This is a genomic window from Bacillus sp. ISO11 (assembly GCF_003458115.1).
Classification (GTDB): Bacteria; Bacillota; Bacilli; order Bacillales; family Bacillaceae_G; genus Bacillus_A; species Bacillus_A cereus.
Map to the genome: position 1 here is coordinate 124,381 of NZ_QXCO01000008.1, position 16,203 is coordinate 140,583.

Genomic DNA, 16,203 nt, shown 5'->3' on the forward strand with positions numbered 1-16,203 from the left:
TAAGTATAACCATTACACTACAATCTATTACAAAATCCATAGGTATCATATTTCACACGAGCGAAAAAAGCACATTCACCTTTGGTAAATGTGCTAAAACATTTTTTGGTTTTGCACTGCATTCACAATAATATTTGCTGTTTCTTCAATCGCTTTATTCGATACATCGATTACTTGGCAATTTATTTTACTAATTACTTCCTCAAAATGATTAATTTCTTCTTGAATACGATTAATATTTGCATATGTTGCTCCATCACTTAATCCAAGTGATTTTAATCGTTCTTTTCGAATATGATTTAACTTATCTGGCGTAATTTTCAAACCGAAACATTTTTCTTTTGCCACTTGATATAGTTCTTCAGGTGGGTCAACTTCTGGCACGAGTGGTACATTCGCAACTTTCAAGCGTTTGTTATGAGCTAAATATTGGGAAAGTGGTGTTTTTGATGTACGCGAAACACCAATCAACACGATATCCGCTTTTAAAATACCTCGTGCATCTCTGCCGTCATCATACTTCACAGCAAACTCAATCGCTTCAATCTTTTTAAAGTATTCTTCATCTAACCTACGGACAACGCCTGGCTCATATCTCGGCACTTGCCCCGTAATTTCTTCTATTTGATCAATAAGAGGGCCGATAATATCGTATGCCTCTACCCCTTCTTTTGCAGCCTCTGTTACTAAATATTTGCGCATATCAGGCTTAACTAACGTAAAACATATAAGTGCTTGATTACTCTTAGCAATCGAAATCACTTCTTTTAGTGTCCCTGTATCTTCTACATATGGTACACGTCTAATATCAGGAGCAAACGGGAATTGCCCCATTGCTGCTCGAACAACCAAATCAGCCGTTTCCCCTACAGAGTCAGATACGACATATACGATTTTATTATCCATTACATTACCTCACTTTAAACAAATTACACTTATTCGTTATTTACTAAATTTACAAACGCACGTGTAATATTTGTTTTTGTAATTCGCCCAATCACTTCTAAACCTTGTTTCGTATCTTTTACAACTGGCATTGCATCAATCTGTCTTTCTATTAATTCCATCGCAATATCATATAAAGAATCCTCTCTACGACACATCGCAATGTTTGGCATCCTTGTCATGATAATATTAACCGGAAGAGAGGTTAAATCCTGCTTTCCTAAGCTCGCTCTTAATAAATCTTTACGAGACACAACACCAACTAATAGAGTCATCTGATCTACAACGAACAATGTACCAACGTCCTCTAAAAACATCGTACAAATTGCATCGTATACGGAAACATTTTTATCAATTACAACCGGTCTAGATTGATAATCTTGTACTTTAATTTTCTTAACAGCTTCAGATAATAGCTGCCCCCCAGTTTTACCCGTATAAAAATAACCTACGCGTGGACGTGCTTCTAAATAACCAGCCATCGTTAAAATTGCTAAGTCTGGTCTTAGCGTCGCACGTGTTAGACCCAATTGCGCTGCAATTGATTCCCCTGTAATAGGACCGTGATCTTTTACAATCTGAATGATATGTTCTTGCCGTTTATTCAGCTCTATGATAATCACCACCTTTAATGCACAACGAAAAAAGTTATACTATCTCTTAAATATTATATACTAAATATGCTATTCGAAAAAGAAAGTATGTAAAAAGGACCGTATACGGCCCAAAATTATATTTGAAACTTATCAAGTTGTTCTAAAAAACGTCTTGATTTCAAATAAATTCCGCAATATTCATCATAATATGTATTCAATACTAAACGCATTTGTTTTTTTGTGCTATCCTTTACCGATACATTTCCGAGCCTATGTAAATCGAAATGGAAGAAAAGACGTAATAATTTATGAACAGCTTCTCCTACCGGTATACGATACGGGTCTTGCTCTGCATGACGTGAGCACAGAAAACCGCCTTCCCTAACGGAGAAGGCGACAAAGTCTGTTTCTTGATGACAAATCGCACATGTATCAAAGTACGGGCGCATCCCTAATACCGGAAGCATTTTCGTTTGATAAATTAATGATAATACTTCTGGATCAACACCCTCACACATATAATGCAACGTTTGATATAACATTTCAAATAAATACGGATTATGTTTTTTATCTTCTGTTGCTTTATCAGTTAATTCAACAATAAATGATGCATAAGCAGTTAAAAATATATCCTCGCGAATTTCTTTCATAGTTGAAATAATCTCGCCTTGTTGCAATGTTCCAAGCCCAGATCCCATTTGAATAAGAAACTGGCCATGTGTCATTAATTGCGACACAGATGCTAATCGGCTTTTCGGTTTTTTTGCCCCTCTTGCCATTGCACTTACCTTACCAAGTTCTCTTGAGAATATTGTAACAATCTTGTTCGTTTCTCCGTAATCTGTCGTACGGATAACGATGCCCTCAACTTTTTGAAACATGTTCGTCACCATCCAAGGTTTGAACAAAACGGGTCAAGAAATTGGAGAGTCTAGATGCGCTAGCTCCTCTTCATGTTGATCCATCTCATCGTTTACGTCTTTTTCCATTTCTTTCAAAAGCAAGTACGTTTCAATGCTTCCTGTTTTGGAGAAAAACTTCCAGGTAAAATCTAGCATAAGAATCCACCTTTCTCAATAAGCGTAGCCTATAAACCAATTTCCTTTGTTGTTATTAAATTGACCCATTTTGTCCATTTTCATGTGAGAAAAATTTTTCCTAATTTATCAAAGTTCATAAAAACCAATAATCAGTGGATGAACCAACCATCCACTGATTACAGCTTGACTCTATTTTAGTACTCATCCTCGCGGAAACCTAGGTCACGAAGCTGAGACATTTTATTACGCCAATCTTTTTGCACTTTTACCCATACTTCTAAAAATACTTTAGAACCAAGTAGCGCTTCAATATCAAAACGAGCTCGCTTACCAACTTCTTTTAACATTTTCCCTTGTTTTCCGATGATGATTCCTTTTTGTGATGCACGTTCAACAACAATCGTTGCATTTATATAAACTGCCCCGCCCTCACGCTTTTGAATCGCATCGATAACAACAGCCACAGAATGCGGCACTTCTTCACGTGTTAAATGTAGTACTTTCTCACGAATAAGCTCTGCAATAATAAATCTCTCCGGATGATCCGTTACTTGATTATCTGGATAGTATTGTGGTCCTTCTGGTAAATACTTTTTAATTGTTCCAATTAAAGCGTCCACATTATTACCGTCTAACGCAGAAATTGGTACAATCTCTGCAAACTCATGTAGTTTACGATATTGATCAATTAACTCTAGTAATTGCTCTGGATGAAGTTGGTCAATTTTATTAATTACTAAAAATACTGGTTGTTTCGTTTCTTTTAACTTCTCGATGATGAATTCTTCACCACGACCAAAGCCTTCGACAGCATTAACCATAAACAGAACGATATCAACTTCTTTTAATGTCGTTTGCGCCATCTTCACCATGAAGTCGCCTAGTTTATGTTTAGGTTTATGTATTCCTGGTGTATCAATGAAAATAACTTGTGCATCATTTTCTGTATATACACCTTGAATTTTATTACGAGTCGTTTGTGGCTTATCACTCATAATAGCAATTTTCTGGCCGATAATACGATTTAAAAATGTAGATTTCCCAACATTCGGTCTGCCAATAATAGAGACAAAACCTGATTTATAACCTTTTCTATTCATGTAAATCCTCCGCTAAAAATGCTCCTGGTAACAATTCTCCGACTGTCGTCTCTTGAACGTCACCATGTAAATTTGTTAAGTATACTTTCGTATCCTGTTTACATAATTCTACCATAACTTGTCGACATGCTCCACAAGGAGGTACTGGGCGCTTTGTATCTGCTACAACCGCAATGGCTACAAATTCTTTATCTCCTTCAGAAACCGCCTTAAATAAAGCTGTTCTTTCAGCACAATTACATAAGCCATATGATGCATTCTCAACATTACATCCACGATATACTTTTCCATCGCGCGTTAATAGTGCTGCACCTACTTGAAATTTAGAATATGGTACGTACGCTTGTTTACGCGCTTCGATTGCTTCTAGAATTAATTGTTTACTATTCATATTCCCGCATCCTTCCTGTTCACAGCTATGAAGAGGTACACTCTCTCATTAAAGCCCCTTACAGCACTTCCAAAGCTTAATAAAAGCTTCGGAATGCAACTATACCATATACGGTAAAAAGATAATAGCACCAATTATAACAGCTATAATTGCAAACAATAAAACCGCTCCTGCCGCAACATCCTTTGCAATTTTTGCAAATGGATGAATATCGGCAGTCGCTAAATCTACTGTTTTTTCCACAGCCGTATTTACCATTTCTAAACTCATTACACTCCCTATTACAATAAGTAATATCATCCACTCTGTTCTCGTAATATGGAAATAAAAGCCGCAGCATATAACAATGACTGCGGCTAAATAATGGATTTTCATATTTCGCTCATGACGAAAACAAAAGAATATACCAGCTATAGCATATCCAAAACTATCTATAAGTTTTCCTTTTTTCATCGTCCTAATCCAAAAGCTTCTAAAATTTCTTTTTGTCTTCCGAACATTTCTTTTTCATCTTCTTCTGTCATGTGATCATAACCAAGTAAATGTAAAAAGCCATGTAATGCCAAAAATCCAAGTTCACGATCGAAAGAATGTCCGTACTCTTCAGCTTGCTCTTTCGCCCTTGGAATAGAGATAATAAGATCACCTAACATGCGTGGCATCTCTGCACCAACAATCTCCATTTCTCCTTCTCCCATTTCTTCCATCGCAAAGGATATTACATCTGTAGGTTGATCTTTATCTCGGTAATCACGATTAATTTCTCTAATGCGCTCATTATCTACAAATGTCACCGATACCTCCGCACCATCCTCGATATTTTCCATTTGAGCTGCTTTTTCTAACACTTCACGAATTAAACTCATATACGCTTCTTTTACTTCTTCTGTTTCATCAATAAAATCAATTAACAAACTCATTCTTTCTCCTTTTCTTCCGGAAGTTCCGGATATGTAATACGCGAATGGAAAATACCATTTAACGTTTCACACAACGTTTTTCCAACGATTTGTAGTTCCTTAAACGTCAAATCACATTCACTAAATTGACCGTCTTGTAGTCGATCTTTAATAATACTTTGCACCAAATTATTAATTTGTTCTGGCGTTGGGTGATTCATAGAACGTACCGCAGCTTCTACACTATCAGCAATACCAACAATTGCCGATTCTTTCGAAGTTGCTTTTGAACCTGGATAACGGAACATCTCTTCTGTATATTTTTCTTTATCTTCTTTAATAGCTTTATAATAAAAATATTTCAGTAACGTTGTACCGTGATGTTGCCCAGCGATATCAATAATTTCTTGTGGAATATGATATTCTTCGAGCATTCTTACTCCATCCGTTACGTGAGCAATTATAATATCTTTACTCGTTACAGGATCTAATTTATCATGCGGGTTTTCAATTCCCATTTGGTTTTCAATAAAAAATTGCGGTTGTACTGTTTTTCCTACATCATGATAATATGCCCCTACACGCGCTAATACACCATTTGCCCCGACTGCTTCACAAGCAGCCTCAGAAAGATTCGCTACCATTACACTATGATGATATGTCCCTGGCGCTTCTAACAAAATTCTGCGTAAAAGCGGATGATTTGGACTTGATAGTTCCATAAGCTTCATGCTTGATACGATTCCAAGTCCACTTTCTAAATATGGTAAAATCCCCATAGCCAAAACGGATGATATAATCCCTGAAAGTGAAGCCATTAATAATTGCGTACCAATTTCAAGAGGCGAAAAATTCCCATTACGTAATAATAAGAGCGCCGCCAATACGACTACATTTAATACAGAAACGAGTATACCAGCTTGTAAAATCATTGTACGACGATTTTTTTCTCGCAAGAAAATACTAACCGATAATGAACTTAACAATACGTAAATCCCTACACTATAATTTAATGTACTCGTTACTCCTTCATTAAACATAATACTTCCGCATACAGAAAAAATCATACTCGTTAAAAAGACAAATCGATCACCAATCATTAGTTTTACAAGTATTGTTCCCATCGCAACTGGGACAACATATGCAATCCCCGCGTATTCAAGTTTTTGAAACAAACTAATGATTTTCATTAAGACGATTGTGATAGACAAAATTGTAATATACGCTAAAACATACGGTCTATCTTCTCTTTTTCTCTTTAAAAATAATTCAAATTGTTTATGCATAAAGTATAGTAACACACCAATGAGTACCGCTAATCCAACATAAGGTTGAAAGCCGTTCCCTTTTTCTAACAAACCAACTAATTTCAACTGATTATACACATCACTTGAAATTGTTTCACCTTCTCTAACAAGAACTTGTCCTTGAAGAATATAAACAGGTGGAACTAAATCTTCCTCTGCTTTTCTCTTCTCTTTCGTTAAGATCGGGTCATAAAAATAGTTTGCTGAAATTGCATATCTTCCTAGCGCCTTAATTGACTCTTTTAAACCATTATCAACATTAACACTATTCATCTCACTTACATATCGTTCTTTCGCATCTTTCAATTCGTCCATTTTAATATGCTCAGTCATGATACTATTAATCGCTGTGACCGCAGCATCTTTCGCTAATACTAATTGGCTCGAATCTGCATTAATCAAACTTAGTAAGTTTGAATCAGATAATTCTTTCGTTAAGTCAGCGGGTAGTTTCTTTTTTAACTTCTCCACTTTCTCAGCATCAGTCATCTTTTTTTGATCATCCGGTCCAACAGCTTTAATCTCTTGCACCACTTCATCCACTTTAGCAAAGACGTCATTCACAATATCAACTTTGTTTTGTTTATACTCACTTTTATATGTATATTGATCTTCAACTTTTGTAGCGGCTTCTTTTTTCTTTTTATCCGTTGTAACTTTATCTTCAATTTTTATAGGAGAATGGATTGTCTTTTTCGCAATAGAATACATATTAACATCTAATTGCTCTGGTTTTACATTATTCATAAGCGCAAAAAACAGCACTGCTCCTAATACAACGTAAGAAATCCAACTTAGTTTTTTCGAATGTTGTAAATTACGAAACCACTTAGAAATTTCTTGAGATCTTGACATGATTTCAATACCTTCTCCTCTCCAGAAATAAAGTGAAACTATTTATAGCTTTCATTTCTTCTACCAAACGATACTTTGAGGCAACATTTTATACACTAGTACCTATAGTTTATTTTCCTTATCTTTCATGATAGTAAAAAATATGACGTTCGCCAACCTTATCATACAAAAAGAAATGATCCTGACAAATAGGATCATTCCATTTTATCATATGCCTCAATAATACGTTGCACCAATGGATGTCTCACAACGTCCGTTTGTTCTAATGTAATAAATGACAGACCTGATACACCAGATAAAATATTAGCAGCTATAGATAGCCCTGATTTTACCCCTTTTGGCAAGTCTACTTGTGAAGGGTCCCCTGTAATAACCATTTTAGAACTAAAACCTAATCTTGTTAAAAACATTTTTATTTGAGCACCCGTTGTATTTTGAGCCTCATCTAAAATAACAAATGAATCATCAAGCGTACGCCCCCTCATATAAGCAAGCGGCGCGATTTCAATTACTCCTCGCTCCATCATACGCTGCGTATATTCTTGTCCAAGAATATCATGTAAGGCATCATATAATGGGCGTAAGTATGGATCTACCTTCTCTTTCAAATCCCCTGGTAAAAAACCTAAATTTTCTCCAGCTTCTACAGCAGGTCTTGTTAAAATAATTTTCTTTACATACCCTTGTTTTAAAGCCCTCACAGCCATTACTACAGCTAAGTATGTTTTTCCAGTTCCTGCAGGCCCTATCCCAAAGACAATATCATTCTTCTTCATCGCATGAATATATCGTCTTTGCCCCATTGTTTTTACACGAATGGATTTACCTTTTGCAGTCTTGAAAATTTCTTCTTCATATAACTCTTCAAATTGAGCAATTTTCCCTTGTTGTGCAAGCTGAATTGCATACGCAACATCTCTCTCTGAAATTGATATACTTTTACGAATTACAACAAGTAATTGCTGTAAGATTTTTTCTACGAGTGTCACCGTTTCAACTGCCCCAGATACATGAACAGTTTCTCCTCTAGTTACGATCGATACATTCAGTTCTCGTTCAATTACTTTTAAATGTGCATCATTGACTCCAAAAAGAGCGATTGCTTCGTTAGTATTTTCCAATTGTTGGTTCATTTCTACTAATTGTTCTGCCATTACTCAGTCTCCTTGAATATCGGATTCGGATATTGGTTGTGGCTCTGCAATATTTTCAACCACAGTATAATGCAATGTGACCTTTAGTTGACCCGCCTCAACCTCTTTACTCAAAATCTTATCACTTACAATCATAGCATGTTCATCCAATTTTTTCTTTAGTTCTTTTTCGGCCATCTCTTTCGCTACTTTCAGCGCTTGCTTTTCTGTATATTCTCGATTCGCTTCTTCCTCTTCTCTCACAACATCTTTTTCATATGCAATCGGCAGTGTAAAACCAAATAATTTCACATCATGCTTTACACTTTCAGTACGAGAGCGTTTATACTTATCATGCTGAAATCCCCATATTTTTATTTTCGTATCCCAAAATTTAAGAAAATGTTCATTGTATACATTACCAGTATACACTTGGAATTGCGTCTTTAACGGGACATCCACCTTAGATGTATACCACGTTTCTCCATACACAATACCTTTCGCTGAAACAATCGTCGGACTTTCCTCATTACCATATATTCCTGATACGAGAATCTGCCCTTTTTCTACATGATCATTTTTCAGTACAACCGGCTTTCCAACTTCTACGAACGTCTTTGTAATAATCGCTTCTTTTTTTGCTACTAAATTTTGCGGCCTTTGTTCCTTTTCTTTCTTCGGTTCGTTTTTTTCAACAATTTTAAAATGATACGTCGTTCCTCTTACTTCTAGTCCCGCCCAAGTAATGGCATTAATATTATCTGTCAAATGGCGTTGTACATCTTCTACATTCGGCATTTGAAATTGTAGTTTCCCTTTTTTAATACCCATTTTATCCAATTCTTTCATCAATATATATTCCGTTTCAGGTTTTGCTCCTGTAATTTCAATTTTCCAAACCATATTTGACATTGCAATCACACCAAAAAAGAAAATTAAAAAACCAATTAAAAATCCACTATTTTTAATTAAACGCTTATTCCAAAAAGGAAAACCATAACGTCCAATAAAATATAATTTACATTCATTTTTTCTATAAATTGGTTTTATTTTTTTCACATCGCGTAACAACATACAAAAAACTAACGTTTCATCAGCTATCTTTTTAACATCCCAAACTAATAAATTCCTCCGTACACATTCATTAACAAACCGTTCCGCTCCTCTACCTTCAATTCGCACTTTTACATATCCAAGCCACTTTATAAACCATTTATTTTTCATTTACCACCTTCACTACCTTTCTAAAAGTAGATATACTACTTTTTATTTGAAACATTAAAATAGCTCGTACTAAAATGAAACCGAGTAAAACTGTAATCAGTCTCTATCAACGGAACTTTTACAGGATAAAGAAGAAAAACTTCACAAATGGAAGTTTCACTTCAATCACCTTTTTTTTCATTTTCTAAAAATGTTACTTGCTCAATTATCCCTTCGAGCAAAAGCTCTTCTGGAAGAATCGTTTTAATAACAAAGGATTGTCCTTTAATTAATAATTGACCGTGTTTTAAAAGTAATCGCACTTCTTTATCTGAAAACACTAATAACCCCCGATGATTTTCTATATAAATATGTATTTGCCCAACAAGAGTAATCCGAGGTAGATCCATTAATACATCCACTGGTAGGTCTACTTGTTTTGTCAACCAATTTTTCATTTGTTCTAATTTCTTCATCTCGAAAGACCCCCTCTCATCCCATATATATGTATTTCTTCACAAGTGCCTATCGTGTTATAACGACTTCACTAACATAACTATATTCTGTAAGAGTTCATATCATGTTAATTAAAACAGCCGCTATATGAAATCATATTTGTCAGGACAATGATGGATCAGAGGATGTTACCTTTAATAATAGAAGTATTAATACAAGAATATGCGCCCCTACAGGATATCAGTACAAGTTACATTAAGAAATTGAGCCTAGCGAGAAGTTAGAAACTTGAAAAAAACTGTTACAATTCGTTCTGGATGTGACATACTGACCATAGAATAAGTAGTTGTCATTTATTGGACAAATGAGATAAAGTGAAACTTTAATCCCCCCTCACCAATCGGGCTGCCCGTTAATGAGGGATAAAATCAAAAAAAAAGAAAATTTCTCCACTCTGAATGTTACGTTGTAAGTAAGAATATTTTATAGATGGTTGTTATATGAATTTCAAAAAATATTAGGGTTCATTAAAAAATGAATTAATAAATGAGGAAATACGAAAGTAAATTGGCTTTAGTCAAGAAATTTCGAATGTTATAAAACAAATTATCGACAGTAATATCCGGCCATTTTATGCAACTGATGCAAAATCTAAAATAGTTAGAATCTCTTTCGTTACCTTTGAGGATTATGCTGAAGAGCAAGCTATAAAACTTCAATCTGATTTTCAGAAGGTTCGGTACTTAGCTTTTATTTGCGAAAGAAGTTTTAGTCAAGGAAGTAAGAATAGGTGTAGAATCGGAATTATACAAGGAAATAATAAATTGAAACTTTAACTAGAGGGGTTTCTATCACTTATAGAAACCCTTTTTAAGCAATATAGCGTTTCTCCTTAATAAGAACAATAAAAAAACGTCTCATACGAAATGAGACGTTTTTTTACGCTAATAGCTGGATAACCAGCTTATTCACAAGTGATCCGTCTGTTTTACCTTTTACTTTCGGCATAACAGCAGTCATCACCTTACCCATATCTGCTTTAGAAGTCGCACCAACTTCAGAAATAACTTGCTTGATTACATCAACTAGTTCTTCTTCAGTTAATTGCTCTGGCAAATATGCGCTTAAAATCTGAATTTCACTTTGCAGTTTATTAACAAGGTCTTCACGACCAGCTTTTTTAAATTCAAGGAGGGAGTCCTTATACTGTTTTACTTCACGAGCTAAAACTGTTATTTCCTCTTCTTCAGTAAGAGTATGTTGCAGTTTAATACCTTCATTTTGTAAAGCAGCCTTAACCATACGAATAACGGTTAATTTTTCTTTTTGTTTATTCTTCATCGCTTGTTTCATATCATCGTTTAAACGACCGAGAAGACTCATAACTTACACCCTCTCTTAGAATTTACGCTTTCTTGCCGCTTCAGATTTCTTCTTACGTTTTACACTTGGTTTTTCATAAAACTCGCGCTTTCTTGCTTCAGCAAGTGTACCAGTTTTAGAAACCGATCTTTTAAAACGGCGAAGTGCATCCTCCAAAGACTCGTTTTTACGAACGACTGTTTTTGACATTCTCTTTCCCTCCCTCCGAAACATCACACTTACATACTAACTTCAGCATGCAAAAAGAAACACTTCTTCAGCATGTCTTTTACGATTATAATACATTTTATCACTTCAGGTCAACTATTTGGCAGAATAAAAGAAGAATAGAAGCATTTCCTTTTCAAAAGTTATGCAAATAGCTAGTATCCTTTACTGATGAAGACAACTATATTTTTATCATTTCATCTTTTTTCATACAGGGATGCATGAAACGCCTCCCCACCTTATAGTACTTAACCGCTTCAAATAAAGAAAGCATGCAAACCGTTTCCGGTTGCACGCTCTTTTTATGCGCTAGCTGATTCTTTTTTTACATCATCTTCAAGAACACGAACAAATTGCGCTTCGTTATATGGATAACCAGCTTTCGTAATTTTCACTTTCACTAGCTTACCAATTAATTCTTCTGATCCTTCAAATACAATTTTCAAGTAGTTATCTGTATACCCTACATATAACCCTTCACGGTCGCCGTCTTTAAATTGCTCTTCTGGAATGATTTCAAGCACTTCACCTTCAAACGCTGATGCATATTCTTTCGCTAATTGATTAGATAGCTCAATTAAACGATGAACACGATCATTCTTCACATCTTCAGGAACTTGATCTTCCATGCGTGCTGCAGGTGTTCCTGTACGTTTTGAGTAAGGGAACACATGTAACTCAGAGAAGCGGTTCTCTTTAATGAAATTGTATGTTTCCATGAATTCTTCTTCTGTTTCACCTGGGAAACCAACGATTACGTCAGATGTAATCGCAAGGCCTGGTAACGCTTCTTTCAAACGATCTAAACGCTCTTGGAAGAACTCCATCGTATATTTACGACGCATACGTTTTAATACAGTATTAGAACCAGATTGCAACGGAATATGCAAGTGGCGTACAACTACTTCAGATTTATCTAACACTTCAATTACTTCATCTGAAATTTGACTCGCTTCAATAGAAGAAATACGAAGACGTTTTAATCCGCCTACTTCCGCTTCCATATCACGAAGTAATCCAGCTAAGTTATAATCTTTTATGTCTTCGCCGTATCCACCTGTATGAATACCCGTTAATACGATTTCTTTATAGCCTGCATCCACTAATTGTTGTGCTTGTTTAATAACTTCTTTTCCATCACGAGAACGCATTAAACCACGCGCCCAAGGAATGATACAGAATGTACAGAAGTTATTGCAACCCTCTTGTATTTTTAAAGACGCACGTGTACGATCCGTGAAATAAGGTACATCAAGTTCTTCATACACACGTGTTTTCATAATATTACGGACAGCATTAATTGGTTGACGCTCTTTACGGAATTCTTCGATGTAACCTAACATCTTTTCACGATCCTGTGTACCAACTACAATATCTACACCCGGAATCGCCATAATTTCAGCTGGAGATGTTTGTGCATAACATCCCGTTACGCAAATAACTGCATCTGGATTTTGACGCACAGCACGTCTGATTACTTGACGGCTTTTTTTGTCCCCAGTATTCGTTACTGTACATGTGTTAATAACATATACATCAGCTTTCTTTTCATATTCTGTTCTTTCATAACCACCTTGTTTAAACAATTGCCAAATGGCTTCTGTTTCATAGTGGTTTACTTTACAACCTAACGTATGGAACGCAACAGTTGACATTGATCATCACCCCATCAATTCAAAATGATACGAAGCAGCACTTAACGCGTATAACGGCGCCGTTTCTGTTCTTAAAATTCTTGGTCCTAAACTACATGGTACAAATTTATGTTCACGAAGCGCTGTAATCTCTTCCTCAGCTAAACCGCCTTCTGGGCCAAATACAATCAATAGCTTTTGACCTGGTTTCATTGTCGTTAAAGCTTTCGCAAAATTAGATCTCTCACCTTGTTTTGCTTCCTCTTCGTAAGCAACAAGACAAACATCATACTCACCACTCATTGAAAGCAATTGCTTAAATGATGCCGGAGCATGTACTTCTGGAATTTCACTTCTATGTGATTGTTCCGCAGCTTCTTTCACAATTTTTCTTAAACGCTCAACTTTTTTATCAGCTTTTTTCGCATCCCATTTTACGATAGAGCGAGATGCTTGAAATGGTAAGAATGCAGCTGCCCCAAGCTCAGTTCCTTTTTGAAAAATTAACTCTAGCTTGTCTCCTTTTGGCAGTCCACTTGCAATCGTCACGAAAACAGGAAGTTCACTTGACGCCTCTACCCATTCTACAATAGCCGTATTAATAAATTCACTGGTAATTTCATCAATTGAACATACTGCTGTTTTTCCGTTTACACAGCAATAAATATGATCACCAGCTGACATACGCATCACTCTTGCGATATGATGTACGTCATCACCTACAATGCGAATACCTGTCTCATTTACATATTTCTCTTCTACAAAATAACGTTGCATATAATCACCTTAGTAGAGTTTCGTTCCTTTCGTAAGTCAACACTTACGAAAAGAACGAAACGTTATCATTTTTCATATAACAAACGGCAAGTCTCTCACCTTATAGTGAGAGACTCCCCTTTTCATTATAGACTAAAATCTATATTACGCATTTCGTGCAATAATTGCTATCCAATCTTCCATTCGTAACACTTCTTCAATTGTAAATCCAGCTTGTTCTAACGCCTCAGAAATTACTTTTTCCTTCGCAGCAATAATGCCCGATGTAATAAATAATCCACCTGACTTCACAACTCTTGCTGCATCTTCAGGGAATAATAGAATAATTTCTGCTAATAAGTTAGCTACGATTAAATCAACAGGACCTTCAATGCCTTCTAAAAGACTATTTTGTCCAACAGACACGATATCATCTGTTTTATTTAAACGTACATTCATTTCTGCACTTTCAACCGCAACCGGATCTAAATCATATGCTTGAACAGAAGACGCACCTAATTTTGCAGCCGCAATACTAAGTACACCAGAACCTGTTCCTACATCAATAATAGTGTCACCTGGCTGTACTGTTTTTTCTAAAGCACGGATACACATCGTTGTTGTTGGATGAGTTCCTGTACCAAACGCCATACCCGGGTCTAATTCAATGATTTTTTCATCAGGAGAAGATGGTGTATATTCTTCCCAAGTCGGTACGATTGTGAATGTATCAGAAATTTGTACTGGATGGTAATATTTTTTCCAAGCAGTAGCCCAATCTTCTTCATTGACTTCGTTAACGGTAATATTTCCAGTACCAATTTCGATGTCGTAAGATGGAAGCACATCAATAGATGATTTTACACCTGCAATCGTTTCATGTAAAGAATCCGTTTGCGGGAAATACGCTTTTATTAATACACCTTCCGCCGGATATTCATCTGGGTTCAATGCATAAATTTCACCATATTGTTGCTCGCGCTCTTTCGTTAACTCCGCTGGATCCTCAATCGCAACTCCACTAGCACCAGCTTCATGTAAAATATGAGAGACAGCTTCTACTGCTTCTTCTGTTGTATGAATACTAATTTCTGACCATTTCACAATTTACCAACTCCATTTTTTATTTCCATTATTCCCCTTTGAAAGCACGTTTAAGCTTTCCGAATAAACTATCATCCTGCTCTTCTTGTCCTGCAAATTCACGTAATAAATCTTTTTGCTGCGAAGTCAATTTCGTCGGTACAACAACACGAACGACTACATATTGATCTCCTTGGCCGTATCCACGTACGTTCGGAGCACCTTTTCCTTTTAAGCGGAATTCTGTTCCAGTTTGTGTTCCTGCTGGAATTTTCAGCTTCACTTTACCATGAACAGTAGGAACTTCCACTTCATCACCAAGCGCCATTTGCGCAAATGTTAATGGCATTTCGCAAATAATGTGATCTCCTTCACGCTCGAAGAATTCATGATTTCTTACATGAACGACAACATATAAGTCTCCTGCTGGTCCGCCATTTACGCCGGCTTCACCTTTTCCAGACACACGAATTTGTTGACCATTATCGATACCCGCTGGAATTTTAACATTGATTTTTTTACGTTTACGAACTTTACCTGAACCGTGACATGTCGTACATTTTTCTTTAATAATTTGTCCAGTTCCCGAACAATGACCACAAGCTTGACGATTTACGATACGACCAAACGGTGTGTTTTGTTCTACACTCACTTGACCAGAGCCTGAACAATGTTTACATGTTTCTTTTGAAGTTCCTGGTTTTGCTCCACTACCTTTACAAGTATCACATGGATCTTCTACTGGAATTTCCACATTTAATTCCTTACCAAAAATAGCTTCTTCAAAATCTAAAGTGACTTGATATTGTAAGTCAGCACCTTGGCGCGGAGCATTTGGATCACGACGTCTGCCGCCGCCACCGCCAAAGAAAGAACTAAATATATCTTCAAAACCGAAGCCACCGCCGAAGTCTCCTCCGCCGCCAAATCCACCGAATCCTTGATTTGCACCAGCATGACCAAATTGATCGTACTGTGCACGCTTTTGATCATCACTTAACACTTCGTATGCTTCTTGTACTTCTTTAAACTTTTCAATTGCATTTTCTTCTTTGCTTACGTCTGGATGGTATTTTTTAGCCAAACGACGATACGCTTTTTTAATTTCATCTGTTGAAGCGCCCTTGCTAAGTCCAAGGACCTCATAATAGTCTCGTTTACTCATAAATTTACAACCCCCGAATCTTTCACATAAACGTAATTTTAACACCGAAA

18 protein-coding genes are annotated in these 16,203 nt (G+C 36.2%); all 18 read right to left on the reverse strand.

Going from position 1 to position 16,203, the window contains the following annotated elements:
- Positions 1–93: 93 nt before the first annotated feature.
- The 18 genes from D1166_RS11080 to dnaJ all read right to left on the reverse strand — a co-directional run bounded on the left by D1166_RS11080 (position 94) and on the right by dnaJ (position 16,153).
- Positions 94–906: a pyruvate, water dikinase regulatory protein gene (locus D1166_RS11080; RefSeq protein ID WP_000368937.1), complete on the reverse strand. Its 813-nt coding sequence runs from the start codon at positions 904–906 to the stop codon at positions 94–96.
- 29 nt (positions 907–935) lie between these two features.
- Positions 936–1,568 carry a transcriptional regulator CcpN gene (gene ccpN / locus D1166_RS11085; protein WP_000583756.1) on the reverse strand — a complete coding sequence of 211 codons (633 nt, stop codon included), beginning with the start codon at positions 1,566–1,568 and terminating at the stop codon, positions 936–938.
- Between the two features lie 107 nt (positions 1,569–1,675).
- A complete protein-coding gene (gene recO / locus D1166_RS11090) occupies positions 1,676–2,422 on the reverse strand; it encodes a DNA repair protein RecO (protein ID WP_000487013.1) in 747 nt (248 codons plus the stop codon).
- Positions 2,423–2,455: 33 nt separating this feature from the next.
- Positions 2,456–2,599, reverse strand: a complete 144-nt coding sequence (locus tag D1166_RS11095; RefSeq protein WP_000883924.1) for a YqzL family protein — start codon at positions 2,597–2,599, stop codon at positions 2,456–2,458.
- Positions 2,600–2,775: 176 nt separating this feature from the next.
- Positions 2,776–3,681, reverse strand: a complete 906-nt coding sequence (gene era, locus D1166_RS11100) for a GTPase Era (protein ID WP_001080229.1) — start codon at positions 3,679–3,681, stop codon at positions 2,776–2,778.
- Positions 3,674–4,072, reverse strand: coding sequence for a cytidine deaminase (locus D1166_RS11105; protein WP_001086282.1), 399 nt, complete (start codon positions 4,070–4,072; stop codon positions 3,674–3,676). Before D1166_RS11105 ends, era begins: the two co-directional genes overlap by 8 nt.
- Before the next feature lie 99 nt (positions 4,073–4,171).
- On the reverse strand, positions 4,172–4,525 hold the full coding sequence (locus D1166_RS11110) for a diacylglycerol kinase family protein (protein WP_000715469.1): 354 nt from the start codon (positions 4,523–4,525) through the stop codon (positions 4,172–4,174).
- A complete protein-coding gene (gene ybeY / locus D1166_RS11115) occupies positions 4,522–4,992 on the reverse strand; it encodes an rRNA maturation RNase YbeY (RefSeq protein WP_000054679.1) in 471 nt (156 codons plus the stop codon). Before ybeY ends, D1166_RS11110 begins: the two co-directional genes overlap by 4 nt.
- Positions 4,989–7,133: an HD family phosphohydrolase gene (locus D1166_RS11120; protein ID WP_000091514.1), complete on the reverse strand. Its 2,145-nt coding sequence runs from the start codon at positions 7,131–7,133 to the stop codon at positions 4,989–4,991. The genes ybeY and D1166_RS11120 overlap by 4 nt, the downstream gene beginning before the upstream one ends.
- A 194-nt stretch (positions 7,134–7,327) precedes the next feature.
- A complete protein-coding gene (locus D1166_RS11125) occupies positions 7,328–8,287 on the reverse strand; it encodes a PhoH family protein (protein WP_000840520.1) in 960 nt (319 codons plus the stop codon).
- 3 nt (positions 8,288–8,290) lie between these two features.
- The gene (gene yqfD, locus D1166_RS11130) at positions 8,291–9,490 is read right to left on the reverse strand and encodes a sporulation protein YqfD (RefSeq protein ID WP_000792500.1); all 1,200 of its coding nucleotides are present in this window, start codon (positions 9,488–9,490) and stop codon (positions 8,291–8,293) included.
- A gap of 161 nt (positions 9,491–9,651) precedes the next feature.
- Complete coding sequence (gene yqfC / locus D1166_RS11135; protein ID WP_000732269.1) at positions 9,652–9,945, reverse strand: sporulation protein YqfC; 294 nt, start codon at positions 9,943–9,945, stop codon at positions 9,652–9,654.
- Between the two features lie 919 nt (positions 9,946–10,864).
- A complete protein-coding gene (locus D1166_RS11145; RefSeq protein WP_000054562.1) occupies positions 10,865–11,308 on the reverse strand; it encodes a GatB/YqeY domain-containing protein in 444 nt (147 codons plus the stop codon).
- A 15-nt stretch (positions 11,309–11,323) separates the two neighbouring features.
- Positions 11,324–11,497 (reverse strand): 30S ribosomal protein S21, encoded by a 174-nt coding sequence (rpsU, locus tag D1166_RS11150; protein ID WP_000048061.1) that lies wholly within the window; start codon positions 11,495–11,497, stop codon positions 11,324–11,326.
- Between the two features lie 320 nt (positions 11,498–11,817).
- Positions 11,818–13,170: a tRNA (N(6)-L-threonylcarbamoyladenosine(37)-C(2))-methylthiotransferase MtaB gene (mtaB, locus tag D1166_RS11160; protein WP_000108679.1), complete on the reverse strand. Its 1,353-nt coding sequence runs from the start codon at positions 13,168–13,170 to the stop codon at positions 11,818–11,820.
- A 6-nt stretch (positions 13,171–13,176) separates the two neighbouring features.
- Positions 13,177–13,926 (reverse strand): 16S rRNA (uracil(1498)-N(3))-methyltransferase, encoded by a 750-nt coding sequence (locus D1166_RS11165; protein WP_097856089.1) that lies wholly within the window; start codon positions 13,924–13,926, stop codon positions 13,177–13,179.
- Between the two features lie 144 nt (positions 13,927–14,070).
- Positions 14,071–15,009, reverse strand: coding sequence for a 50S ribosomal protein L11 methyltransferase (gene prmA / locus D1166_RS11170; RefSeq protein WP_098317854.1), 939 nt, complete (start codon positions 15,007–15,009; stop codon positions 14,071–14,073).
- Positions 15,010–15,037: 28 nt separating this feature from the next.
- On the reverse strand, positions 15,038–16,153 hold the full coding sequence (gene dnaJ, locus D1166_RS11175; protein WP_000043947.1) for a chaperone protein DnaJ: 1,116 nt from the start codon (positions 16,151–16,153) through the stop codon (positions 15,038–15,040).
- Positions 16,154–16,203: the final 50 nt, after the last annotated feature.